The following is a 19,959-nucleotide window of genomic DNA, read 5'->3' on the forward strand; positions in this document are numbered from 1 at the left end:
CTATGTACGTAGGTTTTTGTTAAAAAACCGGGAAAAGCGCAGACCTCCACTTTTCCCGGACTCCATTAGTATACGGTCTGCGCGGACCACTGCTCCACATTCCAGACCTTCGTCACCCAATCCTCGTAAAACTCCGGTTCATGGGACACCAGCAGAATCGTTCCCTTGTATTCCATAAGCGCCCGCTTAAGCTCAGCCTTGGCTACAATATCAAGGTGATTCGTAGGCTCATCGAACAGAATCCAGTTGCTCTCACGCATCATCAGCTTGCACAAGCGGACCTTAGCCTGCTCGCCGCCGCTCAGCATGTTCATCGGACGGGTGATATGCTCGTTTTTGAGACCGCAGCGGGCCAGATGGCCACGCACTTCATTCTGGGTCAGGCCGGAGAATTCATTCCATACGTCTTCAATCGGCGTGATATTCTCCGCCTTCAGCTCCTGCTGGAAATAGGCAGAACTCAGATAATCTCCCAGGTAGGTTTTGCCGCTGTACGTAGGGATAACACCCAGGATCGTTTTGAGCAGCGTCGATTTACCGACCCCATTGTAGCCGACAATCGCAATCTTGTCACCGCGTTCTATGATCATATTCAGCTTACTTGGCAGCAGCGGACGGTCATACCCGATCTCGAAATCAACGCCCTCGAACACCGTCTTCCCGCTGGCCCGGCTCTCCTTGAACTGGAACGTAGGCTTCATCGCCTCTTCCGGCTTGTCAATCCGCTCCATCCGTCCAAGCTGCTTCTCCCGGCTCTTGGCCCGGCCTGAGGTGGAGGCACGCGCTTTGTTGCGCTGAATGAAGTCCTCCTGCTTTTTGATGAAATCCTGCTGCTTCTCGTACGCATCAATATGCTGGGCCTTGTTCATCCCCGCCATCTCCAGGAACTTCTCGTAATTGGCCGTATAGCGGGTCAGCTTGGAGAACTCCAGATGATAGATCACATCGACCACCTTATTCATGAATTCCGTGTCATGGGAGATCAGCATGAACGCATACGGATATTGCTTCAGATAATTCGTCAGCCAGTCAATATGCTCCACATCGAGATAGTTGGTAGGCTCATCGAGCAGCAGTACATTCGGTTTCTCCAGCAGCAGCTTCGCCAGCAGAACCTTGGTCCGCTGTCCCCCGCTCAGGGAAGTGACATCCCGGTCCAGACCGATCGCCGTCAGGCCCAGTCCGTTCGCCATTTCTTCAACCTTCACATCAATAAGGTAAAAGTCGCCGATATCGAGTTGCTCCTGAATGTCGCCCATCTGCTCAAGCAGCAGGTCCAGCTCCTCGGGAGTCGCCTCCCCCATTCGATCGGTAATCGCCAGCATCTCATGCTCCAGCTCCAGCAGCGGCAGGAAGGCATCTTTAAGCACATCGCGCACGGTTTTACCGGCGGTAAGCAGGGTATGCTGATCCAGATATCCGTAACGGACCCGCGGCGTCCATTCCACCTTACCGTTGTCCTTCAATAATTTGCCGGTCAAAATATTCATCAGCGTCGATTTGCCCACGCCGTTCGCACCCACGATTCCCACATGCTCTCCATCCAGCAGACGGAAGGACACATCCTTGAACAACACCCGGTCCCCGAAATTATGGGAAACGTCTTCTACACTAAGTAAACTCATAAATTCTCTGCAAGCTCCATTCTATATTGTAAATACCAAGAGGTTCAATAATTATAGATATCGCTCCATTCTAGCACACCTGCCCCCTGCACTGAAATAGAAATAAAGCCCGATTTCTGAAAAACTGTCAAAAAGCTCTGAGCGTTCAGCTCTTTTTCTGAAACAATCTAATATTCTTTGCAGGAAAACGTGCACCCTTAAGCGGACCAATCAGCCCCCTAATGGCCTGAACCAGCTTCCCTTTACTCTGAAAAGGGTCCTGCTGAAGCGGCAGGCTGTATACGCTGGCAGGTTCAAGCAGGGAAGCCAGCAGCGCCACAGTATGCTCCCCGGCCAGCGGCAGACAGATCCGCCATTCCGGCCGGGGAATCAGGCCTCTGCGGCGCAGCCAGTGCAGGGTATCCTCCAGCCGCCAATCCGCAGCGGAGGCAATCAACAACGGGAAGCTGCTGCCTGTGAACGCTTCCAGCGCCCCCTCACCGCCGTCGGTTCCAAGATCCATGACGATGTAAGCATAGGCTTGATCCGGTACCTGCGGGAGTCCCTCCGAAGGGAGCAGCCTCCAGTAGTCCACTCCCATCCAGTTGAACGGTTGCATCTGTGTCCCATGAACACCGTTTATTTCAGGGCTCCCCGCCATTTCCTTCATGCGGTTAAATACCTGCGAACCGGGATTACAATCTACCCATGCCGTCCGTCCGGAGGACGACAGGCAGCGGCTGACAGCAAGCGAGGTATGCGTGGTCCCAATCCCGGGGGACACTCCTAATACTGCCACTACCACAGGCGATTGCTGCGAGTGTAGGTCATCCGCAGCCTTGCGTATGTTCGTCCGCTCATGTCTAGCTTCCCCCGCACCACCAATCTCCAGCTGCTGGAGGACCATCCTTACCTCCTCAGCACTGCCATACCGTTCCTCCGGGTGATGCCGCAGCAGCCGCCGTATGACCGGAATCATCCGGTCCGGGAGCTGACCCTGCAGCTTCCGCTCCATCCCGGGCTGCCAGGCGCTGAACTCCCCGCGGGAAGCCATATACAGCAGCAGCGCGCCAAGCCCGTACAGGTCCGACACCGGACTGCTCTGCCCGCCCCCATATTGCTCCGGGGCTGCGAACCCGGCTGTTCCTAGCTTCTCCGTATCCTCACCGGAGCCGTTTCTCAGCCTGCGCGCAATCCCGAAGTCAATGAGCCTCAGCTCATGCTCTCCAGTCAGCATGATATTAGAAGGCTTGAGATCCCGGTAGACGATCGGCGGCTCATGGCTGTGCAAATAATGCAGTACCTCCAGCAGCTGCCGGGCATAGCTGAGGATTCGCTCTCCCGTCATTGCAGCGGGATGCTCTGCCATATACTGATGCAGGGTGATGCCCTCGATATAATCCATCACCAGATAGGTGTAGCCGTCAGCGTCCGGCGGAAAGAAATCCGCAATCTGCGGGAGCAGCGGATGACGTAGCGAGATTAACAGCTCCGCTTCCGCCTGAATGGCGCCCGCACCATAACTCCCCTCCCGGATTACACTTTCTTTAATGGCCCGCAGCATGCCCGGCAGCCGCACATCCTCCGCCAGATATACCCGGCTCATTCCGCCTGTTCCTATCAGCCCGGTTACATAATAACGCCCTCCCAGAATCTGTCCGGGACTTAACTTTCCTGTGAATTCCATCTCTTCCCCGCCTGTTCATATAGAATGTTGTATAACGCAAAAAAAGCCCCCACTGCCCGCACCGGAACCAGCAAGAAGCCGGAGGTGCAGACTGCGGGATGCTTTCCCATAATCCTGCAAATATGAATTAATACTTAATCATATAAAGTGTAATCTCGTCCCGGTTGTGGAACAGCTGCTTCGCACGCTGGACCTGCATCCGCTGGCCTTCAAACATGGTGATGATCTCCTTGATCACCGCCATGGGCTTCTTGTGCATCAGCTTCACGGTAACAATCGCGCTGCCGCCCGGTGTCAGGCTATGCAGCAGCTCAGTGACCAGCTTCGCCATCAGCTTGGGGCTCCAGCTCATATCGCAGACCAGCAGGTCAAATTCGTTCTCACGGAATTTGACCTCTCCGGCATTTTTGCGCAGAATCTTGAGTGCCGGATTCTTACGTAAGGACTCGTGCATCAGCGCCGGATCAACAGCAGTAACCTTGAGACCGCGCTCCAGCAGGAACGAAGTCCAGCCGCCCGGAGAAGCGCCGATATCGACCGCATTCTTGAAGCTGTAGAACGGAATAGCGAATTCCTTCTCCGCCTCCATCAGCTTGAATTTGGCCCGTGAGATCTGTCCGTCCTCCTTGCGGAAGCGGATCATGCCGCCATTCCAGCTGGACAGGTTCGCCTCCGGCCGGGATACACCGGCATACAGCGCGTCACCGTCCGCATAGACGGAGATCACCCAAGCGGGCTCCTGCACGGTGAACTCGGCATCCAGGCTGTCAAGCTTGCCTTGCAGCCACTCGCGCAGTTCACCCGGACTCTGCTCCCAGAAGGAGGACGAGCCTTTACGAACATGCAGCGACACCTTCTCGCCTTGCAGCTCCGAACGCCGGCTTAAGTATACCGCCAGCCGTTCCAGAGCCGGCAGATCGCCGGTGTCCTGGAAATCAACTGGCTGGATGTGGCGCAAGAAGACCGGCAGGTTCTGTGCCAGCCGCTGCGTTACCTCCTCCGGCTCCGCCTCAAGCGTGGCCAGGAAGATTTCTCCCGGCAGCAGCAAGGTGCTTTTCACCGCTCCGAACAGGCGTCTAAGCTCCTCCTGTGCATAGGGGGCGAAGCCATGGTTCGCCGTGCAGATATATCTTGAAATGATCTTGTCTTCCGTAACATCGTTCAAATCGTTGTGCCTCCAGAACTTATTTTTATCCAGGGACGTCCATTATCCCATTCAACCTTGACCGGAAGATCATAAGTAGCCATCAGCATCTCCTGCGTCAGCACCTCTTCCTTGGGACCGGCTCCTGCCAGCTTCCCGTCACGGATCAGCGCCACGTGAGTGAAGAGCGGAACAATCTCCTCCACATGATGGGTGACATACACCACTCCAACGTTATGCTGCCGCAGCTTGTCGATCTCGGCAAGCATTTTCTCCCGTTCATATAAATCAAGACCGGCGCAAGGCTCGTCCATAATAAGCAGCTTAGGCTCTGCGATCAGGCAGCGGGCCAGCATAGCCTTCTTACGCTCCCCCTGGGATAACAAGCCGAACGGATGATAAGCCAGTTCGCCGAGGTTCATCTCCTCCAGCAGCTTAAGCGACCTGTCCTTCACACTTTGCGGAATCTCCTGGTAGAAGCGTAAATACGCATAGGCCCCAGTAGCTACAACCTCCCAGACCGGGTCGGTTAGCGAGAGCTTTTCCATCAGGGACGGGCCGATATAACCGATTCTCTTGCGCACCTCGCGCAGATCACATTGACCATACTTGTACCCCAGCACTTCAACGGAGCCCTTGCTGGGGAACAGGTAGCCGGTCATCATTTCCAGCAGGGTGGTTTTGCCGGAGCCGTTACGCCCGAGAATGACCCAGTTCTCCCCCTGCTTCATGGTAAGCGATACATCGTCAAGAATCAGGCTCTCCTCCCTGCGCAGGGACAGATGTTGTAATGATATCATTATAATGTCACTCTCCTTATGTATGCCAGCACCCGTTCAACTGAGTGTAAGGAATAGATGATGTCCGGTTCAGCGCTGCGGTCAGCAGATACGGCCAACAGAGCGGGCACACTTGAGATTTGATAGGTGTTCACCAGATCAGGAAGCCTATTGACATTCCCCTCAGCAATCAAAAGGCCAGGCGGAAGCAGATGCTCCGCCACCTCAATCATCCGCCGGGCTGCCTTACAGGTTCCGCATAGCGGGGTATGCAGGAACAGGACAAGCGGCTCGCCCTTCGTGGCCAGCAGCTCCAGCAGCTCCGGCTGATTCATTTCCTTCATCTTTCAATCCTCCCCCGCCTCAAACCAGCTCCTCACAGCAGCAATTTCCGCTCTGTGCGTGCCATCCGGTCCCTTTTCTGTTTCCATAACGATCACTTTATCAGCCAGGGCCTCCATCTTCACAAGCTGGCTAAGCGCCGCACCCCCGATGTATCCGCTACCGATTCCAGCATGTCTGTCCCGCCTTGAGCCGTAGGGGAACCGGGAGTCATTCAAATGCACAGCCGCCAGATTCGCCCAGTACCCTAGCTTCTCACCGCGTGCGATAAGCTCCTCCGTCTGCTCCGGATTCCAGATACCCGCAGCGAAAGCATGGCAGGTATCGAAGCAAAAGCCGATCTTCTCCGGGTAGCGGCACAGCTCACGGACCTTGACCAGCTCTTCGGGCGTCATGCCTTCATACCCATGGTTCCCTGCCATATTCTCAAGCAGCAGCTTGGTTTGTCCCGTCCAGTCTGCCAGCACCTCGTTCATACATTGTATAATTTTTTGATAACCCTGTAACGGCTCCATCCCGGCAAAATGGCCGAAATGCACCACAATGCCCACCGATCCGCACGCCTCGGCAATCTCCAGATCGTTGCGCAGGGAGGCAATCATCACCTCTCTGTCGCCCGGGCCAGCAGCCAGATTCGTCGGATACGGGGTGTGGGCAATGGAAGCCATCCCCTGCTCCCGGCAGTATTCTGCGCAGCTGCTTGCATCGCGGTAGTCTACCGGCTTCAGCTTCAGACTGCGCGGATTCTTCGGAAAATACTGAAAACATGTAGCCCCGCTCTCCCTGGCGGACCGGGCAGCCTGCCCGTACCCGCCGCGAATGCTGACATGCGCCCCTATGAAGGGGCTATGCGTCATGCTGGCAATCCGGGCAATAGAACACCTTGCGTCCAGACAGCTCTGTCTTCACTATGGTTCCCCCGCCGCGCAGGCAAGGCTCGCCTTCACGGTCATACACTTTACAGGCATCATTATAAGAACCGGTCACGGTGTCGCCGGTCATGAACGGCATTTCCATATACCCGCCGATTTCAGTGGCATCCGTTAACACCTTACGCACGCTGTCGTACAGCCGGGTCACCGCTTCCGGTGACAGATTCTGAACAAGCGTAGATGGTAGCAGACGGGCTTCATAAGCAATCTCGTCGGCATAGCAGTTGCCGATTCCGGCCATAACATGCTGGTTAACCAGCAGACTCTTCAGCGCGCCGCGCCGTCCCTTGAGCAGTCCGGCGAAGCGTTCGGCCGTCATCCGGCGGTCCAGCAGCTCGGGTCCAAGCTTCCCCATTGCCGCTTCACCCTCCTTGACAGACAGCAGATGGAGATAGCCCAAACGCAGTCCCATGAAGTAGAGGATATGCTCACCGAACGCAAGCTCAACCTGTGTAGTACGGTCAGGACGTTCTTCCTCTGTACCATAGAACAGTAGTCCGCCCAGCATCAGATGCAGCAGCAGTCTGCGGCCGTCATGCAGATGGAAGAGGATATGCTTGGCGCGGCGTTCCACGAATACAATTCGGGCACCAACCAGTCCCTTCACGAATTCTTCAGTCTCCATATTGATAGTCTTTTCTCTATTTACGGTTACCCCTGTAATGGGTACGTTTATTAGATGCTGGCTAAGCAGCTTTCTGTAATTCTCCATTTCCGGCAATTCCGGCATATTGTCATCTTCCCTTCTTGGATGGTCAAATGGTCACCTTTGTCATTATACACCGAGCAGTACCATAAGTTCAGCTAAATCAGCACAAATTTCATCAGGCTTGACTCCGGTCAGCTGCTGGTAATGCTCCAGATTATCCCGGGTGGTAAGTCCCGTAAGCACCAGTACAGTCCGGCAGCCTGCATTGGCCCCCGCCAAGATATCCGTTCTCATATTGTCACCCACCATCACCGCATCCTCCGGCTTGATACCGAGCAGAGATGTCGCATATGTCACCAGGTGCGTCTCGGGCTTGCCGATGACCACGGGCGCCACTCCGCTGGCTGCTTCAATAGCTGCACCTATCGTACCTGCACCGGGCATCACTCCGTCATCGGAGGGAAGCATCAGGTCGGGATTGGTCAGGACGAATCTGGCTCCTTCACGAATCCAACGCGAGGCGCGGGCCAGTGCTTCATATGTAAAAGAACGGTCGATCCCCTGCACGACAACCTGCGGATGCTCGGAGACCAGGGTTAGCCCTGCCTCTGTGCAGGCTTCCACCAGCCCCTCTTCTCCAAGTATCGCCACGGATGCTCCCGGAGATTCTCCGGCAATGTAACGGGCGGCAGCCAGCGATGAAGTGCAGACCTCCTCGGGCCTGGCTTCAATGCCCATTCCGCGCAAATGTGCAGCTACACTCGCCGGTGTTCTTGAAGAGTTATTCGTCACATACAGGAACGGAATCTCCGCCGCACGAAGCGCTGATATCAGCCGCTGGGCCCCGGGAATCATTCTGCCGCCATGATACAAGGTGCCATCCAGATCAATTAACAAGCCTCCGATATTGTTCATAACTCCTCCTGTCGATTCGAACTCGTTGGTTCATCTCATTTATTATTAACCCTATGAATTATATTTCAGAGCAGCGGCGGCTTCTCCGGGAAGCACGCTGTGAATGGATTTATTGCCCGCCTGCCTGCTATTTTTAGCCGCTTCGTTTCGGCATTTTCTCTACTGCTTCGTACGCTTAATCCTCAGCTTTTACTTTAAATTTAACGTTCTTCGTCGAACGCTAGCGAACTCCTGCAGCGCCCGGCTATTTTTGGCATAGCCCTGTCATTTCCTGCGCTTTCCCGGAAAATAATTCAGTCCGCAGCGTCATTTCCCGGGGTTCTCCGGTAGACCGGGAAGGTGCAGAATTCCTCTGCCAGCAGCGTATTCGGGAAGATCTCCTGCGCTTCCTTCAGCAGCGGAGCGAGCTCCTCCTGCGAAGTGTAACGCGAGCTGAAGTGGGTCAAGATCAGCTCAGCCCCGCCTGCATCCCTTGCCAGCTCCGCAGCCTGCTGTGCAGTGCTGTGATGATATTGATGAGCCATTTCTGCTAGGCCATGGGCAAATGTCGCCTCATGAATAATCAGATCGGCATCCTGCGCCAGCGGCAGTGAGCCCGCACAAGGCCGGGTATCTCCCAGAATAACTACGATACGTCCGCGCTTGGGTGCATGAATCACCTCGGCCGCCCGGATCAGCACGCCTTCATCAGTCGTGATATCCTCGCCTTTTTTTAACCGGCCATATAGCGGTCCCGGCTTCAGTCCATAGCTCTTCAGCAGCTCCGTATTCAGGTTACCCGGACTGTCCTTCTCCGTAACCCGGTAGCCATAGCTGTCAATCCGGTGCTCCAGCAGTCCTGCTTCCACCTTGAAGGTCTCATCCTCAAAAATCAGCCCGCCGCTGTGCTCCACAATCTCCAGCTTATAAGGAATGCGGGACTGGCTGACAGACAGCGATATGTCCAGATATGCCTTGAGCCCGGGAGGTCCGTACACCGTAAGCGGTGAAGTCCCGCCCTGGTAGCCCCTGCTGGAGATGAGTCCGGGCAGGCCAAACAGATGATCACCGTGCAGATGGGTGATAAATAGCTTCTCCAGCTTGCCCAGCCGCAGCGGCGAGCGCAGAACCTGATGCTGTGTCCCTTCCCCGCAGTCGAACATCCAGAAGGTTCGCCGTTCTTCAAGCAGCCGGAGTGCAACCGACGTCACATTGCGCTGCAGCGTCGGCACCCCGGCATTCGTTCCGAGAAAATAGATTTCCATTATGCCCCTCCTCTCTCTCGCCCTGATGTCTTCCTTATTTTTTGTGATCTTGTCTGTTCTTATGACAAGAATTCTACTCTGTTTTTGCTGCAAAAGCATCTTTTGCAGCAAAAAACCTCCCGGTAACGGGAGGTTCCGAAAAGTCGGGGCATAGCCCCTTCTGACCGGTAAGCATGCGGAAGGCTCAGAGCTTCTCCACATTGAAATACTGCGCTTCCGGGTGGGCAAAGACCATCGCCGAGACCGAAGCCTCCGGCTCCATCATGAAGCCCTCGGTAAGCTGCACGCCGATATCCTCAGGCTTCATGAGCTTGAATAACGGCCCCTGATCCTCCAGATCCGGGCAGGCCGGGTAGCCGAAGGATACACGGATGCCCTGGTAACGTGCGCCATGTCTTTGCTTCATAGTCATATCTGCCGGGTCCGGGAATCCCCAGGTATCGCGCATCATATGATGGACACGTTCAGCCAGACCTTCTGCGACCTCAAGAGCGACTGCCTGCAGAGCATGGGAACGGAGATAATCACCCTTATCCTTAAGTTCAGTCGATAATTCACGGACCCCATGGCCCGCAGTAACCACCAGGAAGCCCACATAGTCCATGACTCCGCCCTCCACTGGCTTCAGGAAGTCAGCAAGGCAGAGATACGGCTCCACATTCTGGCGCGGGAAGGTGAAGGTATGCAGCACCTTGGCCTGATCCTGCGGATCATAGATCAGAATGTCATTCCCGCGTGACTGGGCCGGGAAGAACTGGTACATCGCATGCGGGACGATCGTACCTTCGAGCATCGCCTGATGCAGAATATCGTCCACGGTCTCTTTCAATTCTACCGTACGCGGGTCCCGCGCTGCCAATTGCGCCTCTACAGAGCCGCGCAGACCGAGATGATGGCCGAGCAGCATCTGCATATTCACATAAGGAATCACATGTCCCAGCGGATAATTCCGCAGGACATGACGCTCCAGATCAGGCGGGATGAACACCGGGGCATCTGCCGAGATTTTGGAGCGGACTGCGCGCGTAAGTTCGGGAAGCGGCGCTTGCGGAGCGACAGCTACGGCAGCCTCAGCCTCCTCGCGGACTTCCTCCTCAATCTTCACCCGCTCCAGCGGGTTCATCAGTCGGTTGGCGATATCCAGACCGTCCATGGCATCCTTGGCATATAAGACGAGCCCGTCATACTCCGGACGGATTCGGGTCTTGGTGAATTTGCGGGTCAGTGCCGCACCGCCCACCATAATCGGCACATCAATCCCGGCGGACCGCAGATCCTGCGCAGTCAGCACCATCTGCTGCGCCGACTTCACCAGCAGTCCCGACAAGCCGATGGCGTCAGCCTTTTCCTTGCGGAAGGCTTCAATAATATTCTCTGGCGGAACCTTGATCCCCAGATTGACGATCTCATAACCGTTGTTGGAGAGAATAATCTCGACCAGGTTTTTACCGATATCATGCACATCACCCTTGACGGTCGCAAGCATGATTCTCCCCTTAACCGAGGTCTCATCCTTCTGCATGAACTGCTCCAGATGGCTTACTGAGGCCTTCATGACCTCCGCACTCTGGAGCACCTCTGCCACGATTAATTCATTGTTATTGAACAGCCGTCCGACCTCAGACATCCCCGCCATCAGCGGTCCATTAATGATCTCCAGCGGAGGCGAGGTCTTCAGCGCTTCATCCAGATCCGGGATCAGCCCCTCCTTAGTGCCTTCTACCACATAGGAAGCTAGGCGCTCCTCCAGGGAGAGATTGGAGATCTTCTCCTTCTTCTCGACCTTTTTGCCGCGAAAAGCCGCCACGAACGCAGACAAGGTATCGTCATTCGTATTATAGATCAGCTCTTCTGCGAGCTTGCGCTCCTCTTCAGGGATCGATGCGTACCGCTCCACCTTCTCGGTGTTCACAATGGCATAATCCAGACCGGCCTTGGTGCACTCGTACAGGAATACCGAGTTCAGCACCTCGCGGCCGGCTTCCGGCAGACCGAAGGAGACATTACTGATACCGAGAATAGTGTGAACAGCAGGCATAGCCTCCTTAATCAGACGGATGCCGTCAATCGTCTCCTTCGCGGAGCCGATATACTGCTCATCCCCGGTTCCTACAGGGAACACAAGGGTATCGAAGATCAGATCCTCGGGAGCCAGACCGTATTTGTTGACAAGCAGATCGTAGGAACGTCTGGCCACCTCAAGTTTGTCCTTAGCCAGGATGGCCTGACCGGTCTCATCGATAGTGCCAACTACAATCGCTGCTCCGTATTTATGAATCAGTGGCGTGACAAGCTCGAACTTCTCTTCACCATCTTCAAGGTTAATGGAGTTAATGATCGCTTTACCCTGACAATACTGCAAGGCCAGATCAATGACCTTCGGGTCCGTCGTATCGATCATTAACGGCACCTTGACCTTCTTCACCACCAGCTCCAGGAACCGCATGATATCTTCCGTCTCATCCCGGTCCGGGTCCTGCACGCAGACATCAATAACCTGTGCGCCGCTCTTCACCTGGGCACGGGCTATCTCCGAAGCTTCCTCATATTTCCCCTCGACGATTAGACGCTTGAACTTCCGGGAACCGAGGACATTGGTCCGTTCACCGACCATATACGGACGGTTCTCACTCTCCACGTACACCGGCTCTATCCCCGATAAGGCCGGAGGATGCTGGCCGTCCAGCTTACGCGGCGGGTAAGCCGCCATCACTTCAGCCATCGCCCGGATATGATCAGGAGTCGTTCCGCAGCAGCCGCCGGCAATGTTCAGCCAGCCCTTCTCAGCGAAGCCGCCCAGCTTACGGGCCAGAGAATCCGGGGATTCATGATAATTCCCGTTCTCATCCGGCAGACCTGCGTTCGGGTAACAGCTGACGGCCGCTGAAGAGATCGCGGACAGCGAACGGATATGATCCCGCATGAACTCCGGTCCGGTAGCACAGTTCAGTCCGATGGACACCGGCTTCAGATGCTCCAGCGAAATATAGAAGGCTTCTATATTCTGACCGGCAAGTGTAGTTCCCATAGGTTCAATCGTTCCTGAAATCATCACCGGCAGCGTAATTCCGCTCTTCTCGAAGGCGTTACGGATGCCAATGCTTCCAGCCTTCACGTTCAGGGTATCCTGGGATGTCTCCAGGAGCAGCGCGTCCACCTTGCCGTCGATCAGGGCAACCGCCTGTTCTTCATAGCTGTCAATAAGCTCCTTGAAGGTGACTCCACCGGTAACGGAAAGCGTCTTGGTGGTCGGTCCCATAGCTCCTACAACATAACGCGGGCGCTGCGGTGTATCATATTTATCAGCGGCATTACGTGCAAGTCTGGCGGCCGCAAGGTTAATCTCCCGGGCACGGTCCTGAATATCATATTCGGCAAGCACCACTGAAGTGGCACCGAAGGTATTCGTCTCAATCAGATCTGCACCGGCCTCCAGGTATTTCTCATGAATGTCCTGAATAACCTCCGGCCGGGTCAGGACCAGCATTTCATTACAGCCATCCAGGTCATCCCCGCCGAAATCCTCACCGGTGAGCGGCACCTGTTGAATCATGGTACCCATAGCTCCATCCAGTATCAATATGCGCTGCTGCAAGCTCTCAGCAAGTGTGTATTTAGCCACTTTCCATCCCCCCAGTGAAACATTAGAGTAATTTTAGCAGAATAAAGGGATTTCGGAAAGCCTTCCTTTCCACCCTGCATTATTTGTATTTCCATTGATTTCATTTCTTTTAAGGCGCTACCACAAGTTTCTTGCTTGGCATGGAATGCTGCGTCCGGGCAGTCACATGTGAAGTGACATTGAATTCGCCTGCCTCTTCAAAGGTATATTCCCCGACATAAGCCCCTTCTCCAGCACTTTCACCCGTGATTTCAACCTTCCGGGTCTTATCCGCTGCCTCGTTGACTTCGAACATTACTTCTCTCGCATCATCAACCGGTTCACCGTCCTGTGTCACCACAGCCTTGAAGCTAACTGCCGTACCTGCGGTTACTTCCTCCGGGGTCCAGCTCAGCTCCACCTTAATCGGTGACATGGAGGAATTGGCCGCAGCATGCATCTGCATCTCATCTTCCTTATTCCCCGAGCATCCGGCTAGCGTCATCCCCATTATAATGCATATAAGTCCCCTGCGTATCCTTGGCTTCATCATCTGAAGTCCTCCCGGTTCATAGGTAGATTCTTCTTCATCCACGAACATATCCATTCTATATTACAATGAAAGTCAGATCGCTACTCTTCTTATTATACACATTTTATTCAATTTGCCTTAAAGAAGCTGCATGATTCACTCGTGAACATGAGAATAGTCATATCTTTATAAAAAATGCCAATATCCTAAAATAGGATACTGGCCTCATAGAATTCAATTATAGGGAGTCTACCAGCGGCAGAAGCTCCGAGAGATGGCTGATCTGGTAATCCGGCGTAATCTCCGGGTCCGAAGCTTTCGCGTTGCGGTTGATCCAGACCGTGGTCAGTCCGGCAGACAAGCCCCCAAGAATATCTGTCGTAAGCTTATCGCCCACCATTATCCCTTGCTCTGGAGTAATATCCAGCAGTCCGAGCGCATGCTCGAAGATTCCTTTGTCCGGCTTGCCTTTGCCGAAGCTTCCCGAAATCACAATGTGGTCAAAATATGGGGTAAGCTCCGGCACACCATCCAGCTTCTCCTGCTGAAGGGCCGGGCAGCCGTTCGTCAGCAGCAGCAGCTTCACCTTACCGCGCAGCTCGTCCAGCACCTGAAGTGTCTCCTCATAGATATAGGGACGGCCGCGGCGCTCTGCGGCGAACTTGTCAGCCAGCTGTGCAGCCAGCGCTTCATCCTCTACCCCGAGTGAGGCCAGGCCGCGGCGCCAGGATTCCTTACGGTAGACAGGGGCAAGCTGTTCCAGTTGACGGAACTCAGGCTGCTCACCGGCAGTGAAGTTCGCCCACAGCGCTTCATACGGGTTAATACCGATCAGCTTCGTGAACGGATACGTCTCATAGGATTCGTACAGTGTACGGGCTTCCCTGCGAACAGCAGCTTCCAGCTCCCCGGGATCAACGGAATCTCCAGCAGCCTCACAAGCATAGCGGAAGGCTTCTTCCACACTGCGGTCATCCCACAGCAGAGTATCGTCAAGGTCAAATAGTACGGCGGTAATCGGCATTTGTTCTTCCACTCCCTATATGCTGGTCTGTCTTCCTATTCGTGCACAACCTCAATGTTGTTGTTCTTGGCGAACTGCTCCAGGCGTTCCCCCATCGCAGCAGTGTCATATCGGTTAATCAGCTTGGAGAAAATCCACTGCTTGCGCTTACCCTTATACTTAATAGTAACTACACTGCGCGATAAAGTGATCTTCTCAATATCCGCCGCAGCCAGGAAGCGTTCGCGGTTATATTTAATAGTAGAGATACGCGCACGCTCAACCTTAAGGAACGGACGGCGGAAGAACAGCAGCGCAGCAAGCAGGAAGTACAGCACCACACCCAGCCAGTTGGCCAGAATCCCGCTTCCTTTGGCTTCGTCAATTGAGCCGACCACCCAGAACATGATGCCAAGCAGCATCAGTACAACGGGGAATACAATATTGCGGCCTTTGAAAATATCGATGCTTTTCGCGGCAGTCTTAGTGCTGGAAGTGTAAATGGAGTCCTTCCCCTGCTTCTTTCTTTGCTGGTTAATTTGCTTGGTGTTGCGTTGAACCATTCTTTCCCAAGAACGGGCCATGTAAGTTCCCCCTAGTCATCCTGTATTATCTATGAAAAGGCAACAGGCTAATGCTTAAGTCCGTTATTGCCTTCTTCATGCTCCGGATTGTCCACAATTTCGATAGTATCAAGCTGGGCCCGAAAGTTAGTGCGGATATTCCCCAGGTAAATCTCGCGGAGCTTGGCACGTTCAGCCAGTTCCTCTTCATTCAGGCCGCCGTTCTTAGCTTTGCGTGCCAATTCATTGATACGTGCGACCAATTCGTCAATATTCAATACGTTTCCCTCCCTCTAAATTCATTTTAACTTTGCCATGAGAAAAAGAGCTTGTCAAGGTCTACCCCCTGAAAGCTCTCCGAGTCGATCATTAGCATGACACATTCCTTCAATATACAGGTAAAGTCAGAATATCTCCGGCCTTAATGACGCTGTTCTCCAAATGATTACTCTTCATTATTCCTTCTATATATACGGCTGTCTTCATGTCCTCAGGCTTGTTGCTTAACGCAATACTCCATAAGGTATCCCCGCGTTCGACTACAATCCGCTTATCCGGCTTCATCGACGAGACCGAACCGGCAAAAACATTCCCCACCACAGTGAATCCCGAAATAACAAGCATCAGCACCAGGAGAATCTTCATCAGGCTGACCTGACGGAATAGTGATGAGAGCGCAGCGACACTATGAAGAATCGCGTCCTTGATCTTGGTTACATTACTATGAGCAGTTGGATTACCGGGAGCGGACACCTCGATATCCTCATTATTGTAGATGCTGTTGTATGTACTATACTTTAACATGATTATCATCCTCCAAACACATGTTCTTGCTTTCGAAAATAATATAACACGAACATGTGTTTCGATCAATAGTTTTTTCGGAACATTTGTTCTCTTTATTTCCGTTCTCTTATTTCCCTCATTTTAGAACTTATGTTTGTACGAACGGAAGTTCTATGTTATAATTTTCCCAAACATAGTATATGGGGTTGATACCGATGTCAAAGATTTCTAGTCGTCAGCTGGCGATCCTGGAATTTATACGTAATGAAGTCCGCAGCAAGGGTTATCCTCCGTCCGTCCGCGAGATTGGCGAGGCTGTCGGACTGGCCTCCAGCTCCACCGTGCATGGTCACTTGGACCGGCTTGAGAAGAAGGGCCTGATCCGGCGTGACCCAACGAAACCGCGTGCCATTGAATTACTCGGCCAGGAAGATTCAGAGAATGTGCATCAATTCGTCCAGACCGTTACCCGCATCCCGGTAGTGGGTAAGGTTACAGCTGGTGTTCCTATTACAGCTACAGAGAATATTGAGGATTACTTCCCATTACCTGCTCACTACGTAGGCGATAACAAGGTATTTATGCTATCTGTCCTTGGTGACAGTATGGTGGATGCCGGAATTATGAACGGGGATTATGTCATCGTACGCCAGCAGCAGACTGCCGACAATGGCGATATTGTTGTAGCGATGACCGAAGAAGATGAAGCAACTGTCAAGACCTTCTACAAGGAACGGGATCATATCAGGCTGCAGCCGGAGAATCCGGCGTACGAGCCTCTCCGCCTTAACCGCGTTACGATTTTGGGCCGGGTCATCGGATTATTCCGCGATATCCACTAATCTACTCCCCGCTTAACAACAGGCTGCTCCGCACCATGCGAAGCAGCCTGTTTTATGTTCATTTTACTTCGTGTAGTGGCCAAAAAGCTGTATACAAACATTTGTTCGCATTCGGCTTTTTGGCCATTTTTTCTGCGAACCGCTGCATAGCTCCGCACATATCCTGTTACAAAGGAGTGCTGATCTGTATGCCCAATTACCGAATTATCGTCGATCTGTCACAGCGCATGCTGTACCTGCTGGATAATGACGTTGTCACCAGAGGCTTCCCTGTCGGCATCGGCAAAATGTTAACCGTCTCGCCTGTAGGCGAATACACCATCATTAACAAACAGCCCAATCCGGGCGGTCCGTTCGGTGCCTTCTGGATGGGACTGTCCAAGCCGCATTACGGCATCCACGGAACCAATGACCCATCCTCCATCGGCCACATGGTCTCACACGGCTGTATTCGTATGTATAACGCAGATGTTCTGGCTCTAGCCGCCCTCGTTCCCATAGGTACCCGTGTCACCATCCGGGAATAGGAACGTCGCAAAAACCCTTGAGACGCCAGATTGCGTCCCAAGGGTTCCTGTGACTCATATAAATTAGAGCGGATACAGACTACAGCACACTTCTCAACAGACGGATAGCCACCGTATTCAAACGGATGGCCTCGCGGATCGATTCTCTGGCTGCCAGCAGTTCTCTTCTGGCCCGCGAACCTCTAGGCACCCTGCGCAGATTCTCATTGATTTCTTCCAGTCTCTCCAGCAGGATTGCCCGCTGTGTCAGCAGGACATTAATGGCTCTGCGAATCCGGTTACGTTCTCTTTGGCTCATCTTTACACCTCTTTTACACTTGGATAGTATAAGAGATGCCAAGAATGGCTCCAAAGATTGTGTGATTCGGCAGTAATGTTAGTTAGAGCTGCAGGTAGTGGGCAGCGAATCTGCTTACTTCTTGTTCAATCGTACCCGGAATTCAAATTCATCGCGTCTATAAGTCATTCCGGCCAGCACAATGTACTCCGGTGTCCATTTCTGTACAGGTCCGGCATAATCAGCAATCACATGCGGTTTGCCATCAACCAGCTGAACGACGTAGACCTGTACCTGTGCCAGTGCGGCAGCGAATAGATCAGCATCACTGGACAGTACTTTATAAGCCGTATTCAACTTCGTTCCTCCTTGTTCCACAACCATATTAAAGATTCCGTCTCGAATCTATTCAATTATACCGGGTCATGGAACAATATGTAAACCATATTTACAGCTTAATAAACAGGATTTTGAACAATCCGATATACTTCTTCGTGGCCCCGCCATCCCGGGTAAAAAAATTGGTATTCTTAAGGTCCGGTACACTGAATACAGAAAACAAAATGTAGTTATCCCTCACGGTCAAAGACTCAATTAAAGGCTGGGCCACCTGCTTGGTAATTCCGTCGCCTATTTCCTGACCGAGCGTATTTTCCAGATTCTTTACAGAATATTCACTGAATGCTTCCTTTCCCGGATTCGTAACCGCCATCACAATCAGAACAAGGATAAGAACCAGTAACGACTTACCGCCCGATCTCCTGCGGACTCTGCGTGCAGGACTTGGCGTATCATAACGCGAATTCATTCTTTTCCCCCTCAACTACAGAATATATATTATCTCTTGCAGCAAGACCCCCAGCGGATTCAACATCATCCGGTACAAGAACAGCATCCCACCTGTAATTCCACTGGCCCCGACATCAACACTGCTCCAATCCCACACCGGCAGAGCCGGCGCATCCAGCCCATATTGCTCCATAAGCCTAGTTTGGGTCTCCGCTGGCACAGCCACTCCTTCCGCCCCAGCCACCGGACATGTTAGCGCCAGGATGAGCATCAGCGAAAGCATAATCTTATATGTATTCTTCATCATCCGCTCCCATGTCTGCCACTAGAATTCTCTTCTGGTTAAGTATATAGGAGATGGAATAGTATGTAAAATGAATTGATCTGGAGTTATAATTCCTTTATATTATGTTGTAAGGGTTTTGCTCAGTCTTCATCTTCAGTCTCTCCCCCGCACTAAAAATCGGGAGAGTTTTTTTATTTAGGAGGTAAATGTATGAACGGAAATAAGGTTATCCTCATTCTTCTGTCCCTATCCATACTGGGTATACTCCTTTACTTTGGATTAGCTTATGGATTGCTATGGTATATCATCCGGCCCCCGATTCCTCTCGAAGAATAATCTATTAAACCTGGGAGGAAACGTTGAATGGATTTTCGCTTAAGGCAATGCCGCTCATCCAAGGCGTTCTGATCACCGAATATTCGCCAGAGATCCTCGCTACGATTAACCAACTTACAGGCCACTAGGCACATACTACGTTTGGTGGGAGTAGGCGCCTTTTTTTATAAACATACTTCGGAATAACTTATATACTAATGTAGCAGATCTTCCGCCCCCCGTTTGACTTTGAACAATAATCTTAGAACTACACCATCTAAGTAATGTCATCATGTTAAGATCACTTATAATCAAAAAGCACCTCCAAAATATATATTTCATGAGATAAACTTATAGAATCGTGATATTATTTGGAGGTGTACTTATGCGAAATATAGATTATACAAACTATTATTGGCAAGATGATGAAATTAGATTGCGTTCAATAGAGGCTGAGGATTGGGAAAGTATATATTTAACTGCATTCGATACCCCTGCCCGTCGTTTTCTGGAATGTACTATTGAATTGCCGCCTACAATCTCGGGTGCGAAGAAATTCGTTGAAGAGAACGTTGAATTTTCGTCCACTAATGGCCGAATCATGTTTACTATTGAAAATATGAACGGTGAAACGGTAGGTGGTATTAATCTAAACAGCATTGACGAGAGGAATGGTACTTTCAGCATAGGTATTGTAATTGATCATGCCTATCGAGGTAAGGGTTACGGTACCAGGGCAGTGCACATGCTTTTAAAATATGCATTTTTCGAGCGTAGACTTAATAAATTTAATGATTATGTTCTGGACGGAAATAAGGCATCGGCTGCTATGCTTAGAAAAGTAGGATGCGTTCAAGAAGGAGTCCGACGTCAAATTTTCTATATCAATGGTAAATATCATGATTCTATGTTGTTTGGTTTAACAAAGAATGAATATAGGGATCTTCTTCATGAGCAACACCAAAATATATAATCATGCATTAACCTAATCAGAGACGTTCAGTTCCATATACCAACAGCAGTCCGGGATTTATTTCTCGGTAAAAGAAAGCTGTTGGTTTTTTATATTAGAGTGCTCCTTGGCATGACTGTTGTGCTAGCTTTAGGAAGCCTGCTTTTTGGGTATGTCTTCACCACAATCT

At 52.2% G+C, this 19,959-nt stretch carries 22 protein-coding genes; 3 read left to right on the plus strand and 19 right to left on the minus strand.

Going from position 1 to position 19,959, the window contains the following annotated elements:
* Positions 1–65 precede the first annotated feature (65 nt).
* From MKY86_RS16320 to MKY86_RS16390, 15 genes are all read right to left on the minus strand, one after another.
* A complete protein-coding gene (locus MKY86_RS16320; RefSeq protein WP_076079337.1) occupies positions 66–1,625 on the minus strand; it encodes an ABC-F family ATP-binding cassette domain-containing protein in 1,560 nt (519 codons plus the stop codon).
* A gap of 145 nt (positions 1,626–1,770) precedes the next feature.
* Complete coding sequence (locus tag MKY86_RS16325) at positions 1,771–3,291, minus strand: serine/threonine protein kinase (protein WP_076079338.1); 1,521 nt, start codon at positions 3,289–3,291, stop codon at positions 1,771–1,773.
* A gap of 127 nt (positions 3,292–3,418) precedes the next feature.
* The gene (locus MKY86_RS16330; RefSeq protein WP_143803720.1) at positions 3,419–4,456 is read right to left on the minus strand and encodes an SAM-dependent methyltransferase; all 1,038 of its coding nucleotides are present in this window, start codon (positions 4,454–4,456) and stop codon (positions 3,419–3,421) included.
* The gene (locus tag MKY86_RS16335; protein ID WP_076079340.1) at positions 4,453–5,235 is read right to left on the minus strand and encodes an ABC transporter ATP-binding protein; all 783 of its coding nucleotides are present in this window, start codon (positions 5,233–5,235) and stop codon (positions 4,453–4,455) included. The genes MKY86_RS16330 and MKY86_RS16335 overlap by 4 nt, the downstream gene beginning before the upstream one ends.
* Complete coding sequence (locus MKY86_RS16340; RefSeq protein ID WP_076079341.1) at positions 5,235–5,558, minus strand: thioredoxin family protein; 324 nt, start codon at positions 5,556–5,558, stop codon at positions 5,235–5,237. The genes MKY86_RS16335 and MKY86_RS16340 overlap by 1 nt, the downstream gene beginning before the upstream one ends.
* A 3-nt stretch (positions 5,559–5,561) precedes the next feature.
* Positions 5,562–6,413 carry a deoxyribonuclease IV gene (locus MKY86_RS16345; protein ID WP_076079342.1) on the minus strand — a complete coding sequence of 284 codons (852 nt, stop codon included), beginning with the start codon at positions 6,411–6,413 and terminating at the stop codon, positions 5,562–5,564.
* A complete protein-coding gene (locus tag MKY86_RS16350) occupies positions 6,403–7,218 on the minus strand; it encodes an Fpg/Nei family DNA glycosylase (RefSeq protein WP_036726428.1) in 816 nt (271 codons plus the stop codon). The genes MKY86_RS16345 and MKY86_RS16350 overlap by 11 nt, the downstream gene beginning before the upstream one ends.
* Positions 7,219–7,263: 45 nt before the next feature.
* Positions 7,264–8,052 (minus strand): TIGR01457 family HAD-type hydrolase, encoded by a 789-nt coding sequence (locus MKY86_RS16355; RefSeq protein ID WP_036726426.1) that lies wholly within the window; start codon positions 8,050–8,052, stop codon positions 7,264–7,266.
* A 293-nt stretch (positions 8,053–8,345) separates the two neighbouring features.
* Positions 8,346–9,296 carry a ribonuclease Z gene (gene rnz / locus MKY86_RS16360; protein WP_076079343.1) on the minus strand — a complete coding sequence of 317 codons (951 nt, stop codon included), beginning with the start codon at positions 9,294–9,296 and terminating at the stop codon, positions 8,346–8,348.
* Between the two features lie 184 nt (positions 9,297–9,480).
* Positions 9,481–12,858 carry a methionine synthase gene (metH, locus tag MKY86_RS16365; RefSeq protein WP_445669934.1) on the minus strand — a complete coding sequence of 1,126 codons (3,378 nt, stop codon included), beginning with the start codon at positions 12,856–12,858 and terminating at the stop codon, positions 9,481–9,483.
* A gap of 169 nt (positions 12,859–13,027) precedes the next feature.
* Positions 13,028–13,450, minus strand: a complete 423-nt coding sequence (locus MKY86_RS16370) for a FixH family protein (RefSeq protein ID WP_076079370.1) — start codon at positions 13,448–13,450, stop codon at positions 13,028–13,030.
* A gap of 217 nt (positions 13,451–13,667) precedes the next feature.
* Positions 13,668–14,453 carry an HAD family hydrolase gene (locus MKY86_RS16375; protein ID WP_076079345.1) on the minus strand — a complete coding sequence of 262 codons (786 nt, stop codon included), beginning with the start codon at positions 14,451–14,453 and terminating at the stop codon, positions 13,668–13,670.
* A gap of 35 nt (positions 14,454–14,488) precedes the next feature.
* Positions 14,489–15,016, minus strand: coding sequence for a hypothetical protein (locus MKY86_RS16380; protein ID WP_036726420.1), 528 nt, complete (start codon positions 15,014–15,016; stop codon positions 14,489–14,491).
* A 47-nt stretch (positions 15,017–15,063) separates the two neighbouring features.
* Positions 15,064–15,273: a DUF896 domain-containing protein gene (locus MKY86_RS16385; protein WP_036695465.1), complete on the minus strand. Its 210-nt coding sequence runs from the start codon at positions 15,271–15,273 to the stop codon at positions 15,064–15,066.
* Between the two features lie 109 nt (positions 15,274–15,382).
* A complete protein-coding gene (locus MKY86_RS16390; RefSeq protein ID WP_076079346.1) occupies positions 15,383–15,799 on the minus strand; it encodes a LysM peptidoglycan-binding domain-containing protein in 417 nt (138 codons plus the stop codon).
* Between the two features lie 197 nt (positions 15,800–15,996).
* Between MKY86_RS16390 and lexA the strand changes: the two genes are divergently transcribed.
* The gene (gene lexA / locus MKY86_RS16395; protein ID WP_036695466.1) at positions 15,997–16,623 is read left to right on the plus strand and encodes a transcriptional repressor LexA; all 627 of its coding nucleotides are present in this window, start codon (positions 15,997–15,999) and stop codon (positions 16,621–16,623) included.
* A gap of 188 nt (positions 16,624–16,811) precedes the next feature.
* Positions 16,812–17,150, plus strand: coding sequence for a L,D-transpeptidase (locus MKY86_RS16400; RefSeq protein WP_076079347.1), 339 nt, complete (start codon positions 16,812–16,814; stop codon positions 17,148–17,150).
* A gap of 79 nt (positions 17,151–17,229) precedes the next feature.
* Here the strand turns inward: MKY86_RS16400 and MKY86_RS16405 are convergent, their stop codons facing one another.
* The 4 genes from MKY86_RS16405 to MKY86_RS16420 form a co-directional block, all read right to left on the minus strand.
* Positions 17,230–17,448, minus strand: coding sequence for a hypothetical protein (locus MKY86_RS16405; protein ID WP_036726416.1), 219 nt, complete (start codon positions 17,446–17,448; stop codon positions 17,230–17,232).
* A gap of 114 nt (positions 17,449–17,562) precedes the next feature.
* Complete coding sequence (locus MKY86_RS16410) at positions 17,563–17,784, minus strand: hypothetical protein (RefSeq protein WP_036695469.1); 222 nt, start codon at positions 17,782–17,784, stop codon at positions 17,563–17,565.
* 91 nt (positions 17,785–17,875) lie between these two features.
* On the minus strand, positions 17,876–18,235 hold the full coding sequence (locus MKY86_RS16415) for a hypothetical protein (protein WP_076079348.1): 360 nt from the start codon (positions 18,233–18,235) through the stop codon (positions 17,876–17,878).
* Positions 18,236–18,250: 15 nt separating this feature from the next.
* Positions 18,251–18,520 carry a hypothetical protein gene (locus MKY86_RS16420; protein ID WP_076079349.1) on the minus strand — a complete coding sequence of 90 codons (270 nt, stop codon included), beginning with the start codon at positions 18,518–18,520 and terminating at the stop codon, positions 18,251–18,253.
* Between the two features lie 682 nt (positions 18,521–19,202).
* Between MKY86_RS16420 and MKY86_RS16425 the strand changes: the two genes are divergently transcribed.
* Positions 19,203–19,790 carry a GNAT family N-acetyltransferase gene (locus MKY86_RS16425; RefSeq protein WP_076079350.1) on the plus strand — a complete coding sequence of 196 codons (588 nt, stop codon included), beginning with the start codon at positions 19,203–19,205 and terminating at the stop codon, positions 19,788–19,790.
* Positions 19,791–19,959: the final 169 nt, after the last annotated feature.

Origin of the sequence: Paenibacillus sp. FSL R7-0333 (assembly GCF_038000365.1) — a bacterium.
Taxonomy (GTDB): domain Bacteria; phylum Bacillota; class Bacilli; order Paenibacillales; family Paenibacillaceae; genus Paenibacillus_AQ; species Paenibacillus_AQ silagei.